General features: G+C 71.1%; 14 protein-coding genes. 8 read left to right on the forward strand and 6 right to left on the reverse strand.

Going from position 1 to position 12,173, the window contains the following annotated elements; genetic code table 11:
• Positions 1 to 3: 3 nt before the first annotated feature.
• Positions 4 to 459: an Lrp/AsnC family transcriptional regulator gene (locus AA23TX_RS09220; protein ID WP_155542139.1), complete on the reverse strand. Its 456-nt coding sequence runs from the start codon at positions 457 to 459 to the stop codon at positions 4 to 6.
• A 110-nt stretch (positions 460 to 569) separates the two neighbouring features.
• Here AA23TX_RS09220 and AA23TX_RS09225 point away from each other — a divergent pair, with 110 nt between their 5' ends.
• On the forward strand, positions 570 to 1,418 hold the full coding sequence (locus AA23TX_RS09225; RefSeq protein ID WP_155542140.1) for a DMT family transporter: 849 nt from the start codon (positions 570 to 572) through the stop codon (positions 1,416 to 1,418).
• Positions 1,415 to 1,828, forward strand: coding sequence for a DUF2000 domain-containing protein (locus tag AA23TX_RS09230; RefSeq protein WP_196425247.1), 414 nt, complete (start codon positions 1,415 to 1,417; stop codon positions 1,826 to 1,828). Before AA23TX_RS09225 ends, AA23TX_RS09230 begins: the two co-directional genes overlap by 4 nt.
• Positions 1,829 to 1,893: 65 nt before the next feature.
• Here the strand turns inward: AA23TX_RS09230 and AA23TX_RS09235 are convergent, their stop codons facing one another.
• Positions 1,894 to 2,973, reverse strand: a complete 1,080-nt coding sequence (locus AA23TX_RS09235; RefSeq protein ID WP_155542142.1) for a 3-deoxy-7-phosphoheptulonate synthase — start codon at positions 2,971 to 2,973, stop codon at positions 1,894 to 1,896.
• A 286-nt stretch (positions 2,974 to 3,259) separates the two neighbouring features.
• On the opposite strand from AA23TX_RS09235, the gene AA23TX_RS09240 reads away from it, so the two are divergent.
• Positions 3,260 to 4,285, forward strand: coding sequence for a 6-phosphofructokinase (locus tag AA23TX_RS09240; protein ID WP_155542143.1), 1,026 nt, complete (start codon positions 3,260 to 3,262; stop codon positions 4,283 to 4,285).
• 50 nt (positions 4,286 to 4,335) lie between these two features.
• Here the strand turns inward: AA23TX_RS09240 and AA23TX_RS09245 are convergent, their stop codons facing one another.
• Both AA23TX_RS09245 and AA23TX_RS09250 read right to left on the reverse strand, forming a co-directional pair.
• Positions 4,336 to 5,772, reverse strand: a complete 1,437-nt coding sequence (locus AA23TX_RS09245; RefSeq protein WP_155542144.1) for an aromatic amino acid ammonia-lyase — start codon at positions 5,770 to 5,772, stop codon at positions 4,336 to 4,338.
• Positions 5,773 to 5,806: 34 nt separating this feature from the next.
• Complete coding sequence (locus AA23TX_RS09250; protein WP_155542145.1) at positions 5,807 to 6,289, reverse strand: group II truncated hemoglobin; 483 nt, start codon at positions 6,287 to 6,289, stop codon at positions 5,807 to 5,809.
• Positions 6,290 to 6,356: 67 nt separating this feature from the next.
• Here AA23TX_RS09250 and AA23TX_RS09255 point away from each other — a divergent pair, with 67 nt between their 5' ends.
• Positions 6,357 to 6,692 carry a winged helix-turn-helix transcriptional regulator gene (locus AA23TX_RS09255; RefSeq protein WP_155542146.1) on the forward strand — a complete coding sequence of 112 codons (336 nt, stop codon included), beginning with the start codon at positions 6,357 to 6,359 and terminating at the stop codon, positions 6,690 to 6,692.
• Positions 6,693 to 6,722: 30 nt separating this feature from the next.
• On the opposite strand, the gene AA23TX_RS09260 is transcribed toward AA23TX_RS09255, so the two are convergent.
• Positions 6,723 to 7,031 (reverse strand): ArsR/SmtB family transcription factor, encoded by a 309-nt coding sequence (locus tag AA23TX_RS09260; RefSeq protein WP_196425426.1) that lies wholly within the window; start codon positions 7,029 to 7,031, stop codon positions 6,723 to 6,725.
• A gap of 183 nt (positions 7,032 to 7,214) precedes the next feature.
• Here AA23TX_RS09260 and AA23TX_RS09265 point away from each other — a divergent pair, with 183 nt between their 5' ends.
• Positions 7,215 to 8,438: a glycoside hydrolase family 18 protein gene (locus tag AA23TX_RS09265; protein ID WP_155542148.1), complete on the forward strand. Its 1,224-nt coding sequence runs from the start codon at positions 7,215 to 7,217 to the stop codon at positions 8,436 to 8,438.
• 49 nt (positions 8,439 to 8,487) lie between these two features.
• On the opposite strand, the gene AA23TX_RS09270 is transcribed toward AA23TX_RS09265, so the two are convergent.
• Positions 8,488 to 8,880 carry an iron chaperone gene (locus AA23TX_RS09270; RefSeq protein WP_155542149.1) on the reverse strand — a complete coding sequence of 131 codons (393 nt, stop codon included), beginning with the start codon at positions 8,878 to 8,880 and terminating at the stop codon, positions 8,488 to 8,490.
• 64 nt (positions 8,881 to 8,944) lie between these two features.
• Here AA23TX_RS09270 and AA23TX_RS09275 point away from each other — a divergent pair, with 64 nt between their 5' ends.
• From AA23TX_RS09275 to AA23TX_RS09285, 3 genes are all read left to right on the forward strand, one after another.
• Complete coding sequence (locus AA23TX_RS09275) at positions 8,945 to 9,619, forward strand: DUF2461 domain-containing protein (RefSeq protein WP_155542150.1); 675 nt, start codon at positions 8,945 to 8,947, stop codon at positions 9,617 to 9,619.
• A 130-nt stretch (positions 9,620 to 9,749) separates the two neighbouring features.
• Complete coding sequence (gene pyk, locus AA23TX_RS09280) at positions 9,750 to 11,174, forward strand: pyruvate kinase (RefSeq protein ID WP_155542151.1); 1,425 nt, start codon at positions 9,750 to 9,752, stop codon at positions 11,172 to 11,174.
• Positions 11,175 to 11,210: 36 nt separating this feature from the next.
• Positions 11,211 to 12,107, forward strand: coding sequence for an acyl-CoA thioesterase (locus AA23TX_RS09285; protein WP_155542152.1), 897 nt, complete (start codon positions 11,211 to 11,213; stop codon positions 12,105 to 12,107).
• Positions 12,108 to 12,173 lie beyond the last annotated feature (66 nt).

A 12,173-nucleotide genomic window follows, 5' to 3' on the forward strand; every position in this document is an offset into this window, starting at 1 on the left:
CGGTCATCCGGCCGGCGTGACGACCGTGCGGCGGAAGTGGTTGAAGATCACCGACGTCCGCACGTCGACGATCTCCTTGCGCTGGGTCAGCCGGTCGAGGACGAACCCGCTCAGGTGGTCGTTGTCGGCGACCGCGATGTGCAGCAGGAAGTCGTCGCTGCCGGACATCACGAACACCGACAGCACCTCGGGCAGCCCCGCCACGAAGGCGCGGAACGACTCGATCACCGCGCGGTCGGGCGGGCGCAGCCGTACCGCCACCATCGCCTGCACGGGCCGGCCGATCTTCTTCAGGTCGACGTCGACGTGGTGCCCGCGCACGATCCCGCGCCGGGTCAGCTCCCGCACCCGTTCCAGGCACGTCGACTGCGCGATGTGCAGCTTGCGGGCCAGCTCCTTGTTGGTCTGCTTGGCGTCTTCCTGCAGCAGGGTCAGCAGCGCCGAATCCAGTTCGTCCACGGGACCGCTCCGTTCTCCCTCCGGCTCGTGAAGTTCGGTGTTTCGCCGGTGTGGCCGAAATTAGCACGGCGTTCGTCGAGGGCTTCCCGTTCGCTGCTTAGTCTCGCGCCATGATCACAGAAACGCGCGGCCTCTCGGTGGCCGCCGTCCTGGCCGCGGCGCTGATCTGGAGCAGCTCGTTCGCGGTCACCAAGGTGGCGCTGGCGGAGGTCCCCCCGATGACGCTCGGCGCGCTGCGGTTCGTCCTCGCGGCGCTCGTCCTCGGCGTCGCGGCGCGCCGGTTTCCCCGGCCGTCCACCCGGCAGCGCTTGTCCATCGGCGGCGCCGGCCTGCTCGGGATCACAGCGTACTTCGCGCTGGAGAACGCGGGCGTCGACCTGGCGACGGCGTCCGACGCGACGCTGATCGTCGCCGCCTACCCGATTATCACGCTGGCTTTGTCCGGCCGCGCCGCGTTCTCCCCGGTCCGGTTGGTGGGCATGCTGGTGGCGCTCGCCGGGGTCTGGCTGGTGGTCCGGGAGCACTCCGGCGGCGGCCACCGCCTGTGGGGCGACGTGCTGCTGGTCGCCGGCGGCGTCGCTTGGGCGGCCTACAACCTGGTCGCGCGCCGGGAGGGCTCGGGCGCGTCGCCGATCGTGGTGACGTACTACCAGACGCTGGCGGGCGCGGGCGGGTTCGTCCTGCTGTCGCTGACGGAGACTTCCCGGTGGACCGTCCCGTCCGGCGGAACGGTGCTGCGGATCGGTTTTCTCGCGGTGGTGTGCTCGGTGGCGGCTTTCCTGCTGTACAACCACGGACTCCGCGGGCTGGAGCCGAGCGTCGCGGTCAACCTGCTCAACATCGTCCCGGTGGCCGGGCTCGGCTGGGCGGTGGTGCTGGCGGGGGAGAGCGTGACGCCGTGGCAGCTGCTGGGTGGAGCCGTGGTGCTCGCCGGAGTTTTCGTCGGGAGCCGGAAGTGAAGGCGCAGCACAAGTGCGCCGTCGTGGTCGGCACCGAGCTGCCCGCGGGTTTGGCGGCCAACGCCGCGGGCGTCCTCTCGGTGACCCTCGGGCACCGGGTCGAGGGGCTCGTCGGAGCCGATGTCGAGGACGCCGACGGCGTCACGCACGCCGGGATCATCCACGTGCCGCTCCCGATCCTGACCGCCTCGCGTGCGGAGATCGCCGCCATCGTCCGGGCGGCCGCCGAAGACGACGAGCTGTTCTTCGTCGCCTTCAGCGCGCTCGCCCAGAGCTGCCGCACGTACGAGGAGTACACGGCCAAGATGGCGGCCACGGCCACCGCGGACCTCGCCGGTGTCGGCGTCGCGCTGCACGGCCCGCGCAAGCGCGTCGACCGGCTGGTCGGGTCGCTGCCGTTGCTGCGCTGACCGCCCGAAACTGTCGGGGGTCCCCGGTAACGTAAGAACCGGGGGACCCCCGGGCCGGGGACCTCTCAGCGGCGCGCCCGCACCGCCGAAGCCAGCTCGTCCAGCAGCGGCGCGGTGTCGTCCCACGCCATGCACGCGTCGGTGATCGACTGGCCGTACGTCAGCTTCTCCGGGTGGCCCAGGTCGAGGTCCTGCCGCCCGCCCGCCAGGAAGCTCTCCATCATCAGCCCGGTGATGCGCTCGCCGCCGCCGATGCGGGCGGCCAGCTCGCGGACCACCGCGGCCTGGCGGACGTGGTCCTTGCCGCTGTTGCCGTGGGAAGCGTCGATGATCACGCGCTCCGGCAGACCCGCCTTCGCCAGCCGCGCCAGGGTTTCGGTGACGGTCGCGGTGTCGTAGTTGGGGCCGCCCGCGTGGCCGCGCAGGATCACGTGGCAGTCCGGGTTGCCCGACGTCGTCAGCAGCGCCGCCAGGCCGTCGGTGTTGATGCCCGGGAACACGTGGCTCGCCGCGGCCGCGCGGGTCGCGTCGACCGCCACCTGGACGTCGCCCTCGGTCGAGTTCTTGATGCCCACCGGCATCGACAGCGCGCTGCACAGCTGGCGGTGGACCTGGCTCGCCGCGGTCCGCGCGCCGATCGAGCCCCACGTCACGATGTCGGCGATGAACTGCGGCGTGATCGGGTCGAGGAACTCGCACCCGACCGGCAGACCGAGCTCGGAGACGTCGAGCAGCAGCTTGCGCGCCATCCGCAGACCCTTGTTGACGGCGAACGTGCCGTCGAGGTCCGGGTCGTTGATCAGGCCCTTCCAGCCCAGCGTGGTGCGCGGCTTCTCGAAGTACACGCGCATCACGACGTGGATGTCTTCGCGCAGTTCCTCGGCCTTCGCGGCGAGGCGGCGGGCGTAGTCGAGGGCGGCTTCGGGGTCGTGCACCGAGCACGGGCCGACGACCACGAGCAGCCGGTCGTCCCGGCCGTCGAGGATGTCGACCGTTTCGGCGCGGCCCTGTTTCACGACCTTGGCGACGGCGGGGCCGACGGGATGGTCTTCCCGGAGCATCGCGGGCGAAATGAGCGGACTGATCGACGTGGTGCGCGCGGCGTCGAGGTCACCGATGGTGGCGGGTCCGGCGGAGAGCGTCATCGCGGGGGTGTTCCTTCCTGGTGGACACCGACCCGCGCGGGGGACCCTCGCCGAGCCGGTTCGAAATCCGGCTCGGGGGTGGAGGTCAGCGCAGGTTCACGCCGCCGTGCCCACCCGGGGCCGGCTTCGTAAACCAGTAATAGCGCTGCACGCCGTCAAGTTAGCACACGCCGGAGCCGGACCGATTCTCCAGGTGGTACGGGCTGCACCGATCAAGACGTGAGCCGCTACTCTGGCGGACGACGAAATGTGACTGTCATCTCCAGAAAACAGACGGAGGCTTCTCATGCGTGTCGGTGTGCTGACCGGCGGCGGCGACTGCCCGGGGCTCAACGCGGTCATCCGCGCGGTGGTGCGTAAGGGCATCGAGGTCCACGGCTGGGACCTCGTCGGCTTCCGCAACGGCTGGAACGGCCCGCTGACCGGGGACAGCCGGCCGCTCGGCCTCAACGACGTCGAAGACATCCTCACCCGCGGCGGCACCATCCTGCGGTCCTCGCGCACCAACCCGTACAAGGTCGAGGGTGGCGTCGAGAAGATCAAGCAGGTCCTGGCCGACCAGGGCGTCGACGCGCTGGTCGCGATCGGCGGCGAGGACACCCTCGGCGTCGCGAAGCGGCTCACCGACGACGGCGTCGGCGTCGTGGGCGTGCCCAAGACGATCGACAACGACCTGGGCGCCACCGACTACACCTTCGGCTTCGACACCGCGGTCTCCATCGCGACCGAGGCGATCGACCGGCTGCACACCACCGCCGAGTCGCACCACCGCGCGCTGGTCGTCGAGGTCATGGGCCGCCACGCCGGCTGGATCGCGCTGCACTCCGGCCTCGCCGGCGGCGCGAGCGTGATCCTGGTGCCGGAGCGGCACTTCAACGTCGACCAGGTCGTTTCGTACGTCGAGAGCCGCTTCGAGAAGGAGTTCGCGCCGATCATCGTCGTCGCCGAGGGCGCGCTGCCCGAGGGCGGCGAGGAGCGGCTGCTCACCGGTGAGAAGGACGCCTTCGGGCACGTCCGCCTCGGCGGTATCGGCACCTGGCTGGCCGACGAGATCGCCCACCGCACCGGCAAGGAGTCCCGCGCTGTGGTCCTGGGCCACGTCCAGCGCGGCGGCACCCCGACGGCGTACGACCGCGTCCTCGCGACGCGCTTCGGCCTGCACGCGGTCGACGCCGTGGCCGACGGCGACTTCGGCGTGATGGTGGCGCTGAAGGGCACGGACATCGTCCGCGTCAAGCTGTCCGAGGCGACGGCCGAGCTGAAGACCGTCCCGGCCGAGCGCTACCAGGAAGCCGAAGTCTTCTTCGGCTGAGCACTTCCGCCGCGGGGCCGTCCCCACCGGGGGGCGGCCCCGCGGCGCGTTCAGATCCGGGCGAGGGCGTCCAGGACGCCGGCCGCGGCGGCGATGTCGTCGGTGAGCGGCCGGTCGTCGACACTCGCGTCGAGGACCGCCGACGCCGCTTCGAACGCGTCCCGGACCGGGAGATCGACCAGGTCGGCGTCCCGCATCCGCAGCGCGCGGACCGCCGCGACCAGCTCGCAGCCCAGCACCTGCTGGTAGGCCGCGCACGCCGCCGTCGCCGCGCGGGCTGCCTGCGTCGAGAAGCTCGCGTGGTCCTCGAGGCCGCGGGAGACGACCGCCGTGCCGAGCGTCGCCGGCAGGGCCGCCTGCCGCAGCTCGGTGAGCGCGTCGTGGGCGACGTACTCCAGGATCATCACGCCGGAGCTGCCCGCCGGGCCCGCCGCGAGGAACGGCCGCAGCCCGGTGAACTCCGGCTCGACCAGGTCGCCGAGCCGGGCCACCGACAGCTCCGCCACCTGGTGCACGGTCGCCCGGGCCTGGTCGAGCGCCGTCGACACGTACGCCGTGTGGAAGTGGGCGTGGTGGTAGGCGTCGCCGTGGACCGTCGAGATCATCGGGTTCTCGGTGCTGGCGTTGATCTCCACGGCGAGGACGTCGCGCAGGTAGTGGATCGCGTCGAGCGCGGGGCCCTGGACCTGCGGAAAAGCCCGCAGTCCGAAGGGATCCTGGATCCGCCGGCCCGGCTTCGGCGTCTGGTGCATGCCGAGCAGGCGCCGCATCTCCGCCGCGCACGCGACCTGCCCCGCGTGCGGCCGCGCTTCGTGCACCGGCGTCGCGTACGCCTCCGGGTTGCCGTCGAGCGCGACGTAGGTCAGCGCCGCGACGGCGTGGCTCGCCCGGGTCAGCGCGTCGAGCCGCATGGTCGCGAGGGTCGCTTCGGCGAGCGTCGCGGCGTTGCTGCTCATGAACGCCAGCGCGTCGCCGGCGTGCACCGGCACCGGCGGCACGTGCCCCTCGACCCACGCGCGTTCGCCGGTGAGCGCGAGCGCCGTCTCGGCCAGCGGCGCGAGGTCGCCGGTGCCGATCGCGCCCAGCCGGTGCACCAGCGGCAGCGCGCCGGCGCGGACCGCGTCGGCCAGCGCGCCGATCAGCTCGGGGCTGATCCCCGACCGGCCGGCCAGCAGCTGGTTGAGCCGGATCAGCATCATCGCGCGGACCTGGCCGGGCGGCATCGGGTCGCCGCTGCCGCCCGCGTGGCTGCGCAGCAGGCGGAGGCCGTGCTCCCGCGAGCTTTCGACGGTGTCGTCCTTGTTGGCCCCGACGCCGGTCGTCCGGCCGTAGACCCGCCGCCGGGTGCTGAGGTCCTCGGCGAGCTTCCACGCGTTCTCGGCGCCGCGCAGCGCGGCGATCGAGACGTCGATACCCAGCGGGCCCCCGGTGCGCGCCGCGGTCACCACGTCCGCGCACCGCAGGGTCCGGCCGTCGACCCGGATCACGGCAGCCTCCTTCCCGGCTGCCCTCACTATGCGGCTAGGACGCGGGTGGCTGCCAGGGCGGCATCGGCCAGTCCCAGTGCGGCACCGGTTCGTGCGGGTTCGGCTCGGCGCCGGGGGCGGAGAAGAGGACGGCCAGGCGGCTGCCCCACTCGAGGTAGCCCGCGAAGGCGGCGCGGAACTCGGGGTCGGCGGGCAGGCCGGCCTCGTCGGCGGCGTCGAGCAGCAGGTTCACCCATCGGCGGCGCTGCTCTTCGGTGATGCCACGGCCGAGGTGGCGGCCGACCATGTGGGCGTGGCCGCCGTGGTTCCCGGAGTAGGCGGCCGGGCCGCCGAAGACCTCGCCGAGCCAGACCGCGACGTGCTTCGGGTGGTCGGGGTCCATGCCGCGGAAGACGGGTTCGAGCAGCGGGTCTTCCAGGACGTGGCCGTAGAAGATCTCGAGCAGCTTCACGAGGGCTTCGTGGCCGCCGGCCCAGTCGTAGAGGGTCGGCGTCGGCGGGGTTTCTGGCACGATCACCCGGTCAGGCAACCAGTGGTCGCCCCGGTCGGGCAACCACGTACTTTCCGGTTCGTGGGGAGGGCGGATGAAGCGGTACCACTGCGCGGTGGAGCTGGCGGTCGACCTGATCGGCGGCAAGTGGAAGCCGGTGATCCTCGCGCACCTGAAGGAGGGCGCGCACCGCTACGGCGAACTGCGGCGCCGGATGCCGGGGGTGAGCGAGAAGATGCTGACCCAGCAGCTGCGCGAGCTGGCGGCGGACGGGATCGTCCGCCGGGTCGAGTTCGACGGCCGGGTGCCGCACGTCGAGTACCACCTGACGGAGGTGGGGGAGGAGCTCCGCCCGGCGCTGACGGCGCTGTACGAGTGGGGTGAGCGCCGCGCGGCGGCCGCGGGCATCACGTTCGAGGCCCAGGCGTAAGCACCCCCAGGCCACACGGGGGCGCGCCGGTCAGCGCGGGTCGGTTTCGTCCAGGCGGCGTTCCAGCGCGTCCAGGCGGTCCGACCAGAACCGGCGGTACGGCGCCAGCCAGGCGTCCACTTCGGCCAGCGGCTGCGGCCGCAGCGCGTAGCACCTTCGCTGGGCCGCCACCCGGACCGTCACGAGGCCGGCCTCCCGCAGCACCCGCAGGTGCTTGGACACCGCGGGCTGGCTCAGCTCCAGCTCGTCGACCAGCTCGCCCACCGACCGCTCGCCGTCGCGCAGCAGGTCCAGGATCGTGCGGCGGCGGGGCTCGGCCAGCACCTCGAACGTCTGCATCACCCCTGAAATGTGCTCCGCGCGGCATATTCCTGTCAAGGCATGCGTGACCGGGCCGCTGGGCCGCTCGGCCTAGGGCTTCTTGGTCTGAACCATTGACCTAATGGTCTAGTCCACTTACGGTGGTGTGGTCCCCACCACTCCGGCACCGTGGCCGTGAGTAATTCTCCGGAGGGAGAAGGCATGTCCCGTTTCCGCAGGAAGAGCTTCTCGGCGCTGCTGACCGTGGCCGCCGCCGCGGGCCTGGTCGCGGGGGTCGCGACCGCCCCGGTGGCCACCGCTGACGCCGAAACCACCCAGGCTTCCGTCGGCAAGGTCGTCGGCTACTTCACCGAGTGGGGGGTCTACGACCGCAACTACCACGTCAAGAACATCGAGACGTCGGGTTCGGCCAGCAAGCTGACCCACATCAACTACGCGTTCGGCAACGTGACGAACGGTGGCTGCGCGATCGGTGACGCCTACGCCGACTACCAGAAGACCTACGACGCCGCGGGCAGCGTCGACGGCGTCGCCGACACCTGGGACCAGCCCGTCGCCGGCAGCTTCAACCAGCTCAAGAAGCTCAAGGCCAAGCACCCCGGCCTGAAGGTCATCTGGTCGTTCGGCGGCTGGACCTGGTCGGGTGGCTTCGGGCAGGCCGCGCAGAACCCCGCGGCGTTCGCGGACTCCTGCTACAACCTCGTCAACGACCCGCGCTGGGCCGGGGTCTTCGACGGCATCGACATCGACTGGGAGTACCCCAACGCCTGCGGCCTGAGCTGCGACAGCAGCGGTGCGGCGGCGTACAAGAACCTGATGGGCGCCCTGCGCGCCAAGTTCGGTTCGCAGCTCGTCACCTCGGCGATCACCGCGGACGGCACCGACGGCGGCAAGATCGACGCGGCCGACTACGCGGGCGCCGCGCAGTACGTCGACTGGTACAACGTGATGACCTACGACTACTTCGGCGCGTTCGCCGCGCAGGGCCCGACCGCCCCGCACTCGCCGCTCACGAGCTACGACGGCATCCCGACGGCCGGCTTCTACTCCGACGCCGCCATCCAGAAGCTCAAGGGCAAGGGCGTCCCGGCGGGCAAGCTGTTGCTGGGCATCGGTTTCTACGGCCGCGGCTGGACCGGCGTCACCCAGGACGCCCCGGGCGGCACCGCGACCGGTGCGGCGCCGGCCAAGTACGAGCCGGGCATCGAGGACTACAAGGTGCTCAAGACGTCGTGCCCGTCGACCGGGACCGTCGCCGGCACCGCGTACGCCAGGTGCGGCAACGACTGGTGGAGCTACGACACCCCGTCGACCATCGGCGGCAAGGTGGACTACGCCAAGCAGCAGGGGCTCGGCGGCGCGATGTTCTGGGAACTCTCGGGTGACACCACCGACGGCGAGCTGATCGGCGCCGTCGCGAAGTAAGGGCTCCCGGTGCGACCGGCCGCGCGCGGCGTGCCGGTCGCACCGGGTTTCACACCGCCCCGGCGGGTGGCGTCTCCGCCGCGGCCCGCAGCAGCTCCCCGAGCACGCCGATGTCCACATCGGACAGGTGCTTGAACCGGACGCAGCTCTTCCCGACCGACGCCCCGGTGAGCCGGTCGGCGAACAGCTCCGGCAGGTACCGGTCGCCGGCCAGGCACGAGACGTACAGCGAGATGTGGTTCTTGCGGCCGGCCAGCGACACGGTCGCCGCATCGCCTTCCCGGCCCGACGCGTACCGGTAGTGGTAGCGGCCGTAGCCGGGCAGGCCGAACTCCATCGTCGGCGCCAGGTCCGGCGCCGACTCGCGAATCAACGCGTGCAACGCCCGCAGCTCGCCCCGCCGAGGTTCGGCGAGTGCCGCGAAGTACTCCTCGTGCGTCATGCGGCGGGACGCTACGCCGGGGGACCGACAATTCCTGTCGGTGCGCGGGATTAGGGTCCACCCCGTGACGTTCAGCGGATTCGGCGAGTACGCCGTCGACTTCTACGACGGCCTCGTGGAAGACAACTCGAAGCCCTACTGGGACGACCACGTCGAGACCTACAAGTCCGACGTCCGGGCCCCGATGGAGGCGCTGCTCGCGGAACTGGCGCCGGAGTTCTCCGACGGCTTCGGCGACCCCAAGGTGTTCCGCCCCTACCGCGACGTCCGGTTCGCCAAGGACAAGACGCCGTACAAGACCCACTGCGGCGGCGTGATCGAGCAGGGCCGCGGCGGCGGCGCCTACTACGTCGAGGTCGGGCCGGCCGGCCTGCGCGCCGGCGGCGGCTGCTTCTACCTGGCCTCCGACCAGATCGCCCGGTTCCGCCAGGCCGTCGACACCGAGCTGCACGGCGAAGCTCTCGGGAAGATCCTGCAGAAGCTCGAGAAGACCGGCTGGGAGATCCGCGGCGACCGGCTCAAGTCGAAGCCCCGCGGGTTCGACGCCGACCACCCGCGGCTCGACCTGCTGCGCTACCGCTCGGTGTACGCGGTCCGGGTCTGGGAGCCGGACGACGTCCTGCACGAGCGGGGTGCCCTCGAACGGGTGCGGAAGGCCTGGCGGCAGCTGCGCGAGTTCAACGAGTGGGCCCGTGACCGGGTCGGACCCAGCGAGCAGCCGCGCCGTCAGCGTTCCTGAGACATCCGGCGGGGTCACCGCCACCCGGACCCCCGAAGAGAGTCCGAACCCGCAGGTTTCTGAACAGTTTTCTTGAACTTTTCGGGATCGGTACAGACGAACGCGGGGAGAGGGACTACGCTGTGCGAACGTGAGCCGACGCGCGAAGATCGTTTGTACCCTGGGTCCTGCCACTGCCACGCCGGAGAAGATGCGGGCCCTGGTGGATGCCGGCATGGACGTGGCCAGGATGAACTTCAGCCACGGCAGCCACGGCGACCACAAGGAGGTCTACGACCTCATCCGGGCCGCGGCTGCCGAGAGTGGCCGGGCGGTCGGCATCCTCGCCGACCTGCAGGGCCCGAAGATCCGCCTCGGCACGTTCGCCGGCGGCCCGGTCGAGTGGCACACCGGCGACATCGTCCGGATCACCGTCGAGGACGTCGCGGGCACCCACGACCGCGTCTCGACCACCTACAAGGGCCTGGCGAAGGACGCCAAGCCCGGTGACCGCCTGCTCGTCGACGACGGCAAGGTCGGCCTGGTGGTCAAGGAGGTCGACGGCCAGGACGTCGTGTGCGAGGTCACCGAGGGCGGCCCGGTCAGCAACAACAAGGGCGTCTCGCTGCCCGGCATGGACGTCTCCGTGCCGGCGATGTCCGAGAAGGACATCGAGGACCTCGAGTTCGCCCTCGAGCTGGGCGTGGACTTCATCGCCCTGTCCTTCGTCCGCTCGCCCGCCGACATCGACCTGGTCCACCAGGTGATGGACCGCGTCGGCAAGGGACGGCTCCCGGTCGTCGCCAAGATCGAGAAGCCCGAGGCCGTCTACAACCTCGAGGCCATCGTGCTGGCCTTCGACGCGGTGATGGTCGCCCGCGGCGACCTCGGCGTCGAGCTGCCGCTGGAGCAGGTCCCGCTGGTGCAGAAGCGCGCCATCCAGATCTGCCGCGAGAACGCGAAGCCGGTCATCGTCGCGACGCAGATGCTCGAGTCGATGATCAACAACTCCCGGCCGACCCGCGCCGAGGCCTCCGACGTCGCGAACGCCGTCCTCGACGGCGCCGACGCGCTGATGCTGTCCGGCGAGACCAGCGTCGGGCGGTACGCGATCGAGGTCGTCCAGACGATGGGCCGGATCATCGAGGCGGTCGAGACCGACTCGCCGATCGTGCCGCCGCTGACGCACGTCCCGCGCACCAAGCGCGGCGTGATCTCCTACGCCGCCCGCGACATCGGCGAGCGGCTCAACGCGAAGGCGCTGGTCGCCTTCACCCAGTCCGGTGACACCGTGCGCCGCCTGGCCCGGCTGCACACGCGGCTGCCGCTGCTGGCGTTCACGCCGGAGGACTGCGTGCGCAGCCAGCTGTCGATGACCTGGGGTACCACCACCCAGATCGTGCCGCGGGTGGACTCGACCGACCAGATGATCCAGCAGGTCGACCACGCGATGCTGGAGATGGGCAAGTACCAGAAGGGCGACCTGGTCGTCATCGTGGCCGGCTCCCCGCCGGGCACCGTCGGCTCGACGAACCTCATCCACGTGCACCGCCTCGGTGAAGACGACCACGCATAAGGGACGTCCCACCCCCGCAGCACATAAGGTCTGGCCATGACTGAAATGGCCAGGACGGCCGCCACCGAGCTGGAGATCCCGGGTGGCGGCCAGCCGGTGCTGGACCGCCTGATCGCGCTGCTGGACCTCGAGAAGATCGAGGAGAACATCTTCCGCGGCGTCTCGCCCGCCCACTCGCCGGTACGGGTGTTCGGCGGGCAGGTCGCCGGCCAGGCGCTGGTCGCGGCCGGGCGCACGGTCCCCGAGGAGCGGCGGGTCCACTCGCTGCACGCGTACTTCATCCGCGGCGGCGACCCGAGCGTGCCGATCATCTACGAGGTCGACCGGATCCGGGACGGCCGGTCGTTCACCACCCGCCGCGTCATCGCGATCCAGCACGGCAAGGCGATCTTCTCGCTCTCGGCGTCGTTCCAGAAGGACGAGCCGGGCATCGAGCACGCGGAGGAGATGCCCGAGGGCGTCCCGGCCCCGGACACGCTGCCGACGCTGATGGAACGCGCCGAGGGCTACGCGATCGGCGCGCACAGCCGGCCGCGGCCGATCGACGTGCGGTACGTCAACGAACCGCCGTGGGTCACCCGCGAGACCGGTGAGCGGCCCGCGCGCAACCAGGTGTGGATGCGCGCCGACGGGAAGCTGCCCGACCAGCAGCTGCTGCACGTCTGCGTGCTGACCTACGCCTCGGACATGACCCTGCTGGACTCGGTGCTGGCGCGCCACGGCGTCTACTGGGACACCGACAAGGTGCTCGGTGCGAGCCTCGACCACGCGCTCTGGTTCCACCGGCCGTTCCGTGCCGACGAGTGGTTCCTCTACGACAGCGCGTCGCCGACCGCCTCCGGTGCGCGTGGCCTCGCCACGGGACGGTTCTTCGGTGCGGACGGCACGCTCATCGCGACGGTCGTCCAAGAAGGACTCCTGCGCGTCCTCTGAAAAAGTTTGCCGGAAATCACCCTTGCGGGCGACGAATGGGCGGAATAATCGTTCTGCCAATAAGGC

Source organism: Amycolatopsis camponoti, assembly GCF_902497555.1.
Taxonomy (GTDB): Bacteria; Actinomycetota; Actinomycetes; order Mycobacteriales; family Pseudonocardiaceae; genus Amycolatopsis; species Amycolatopsis camponoti.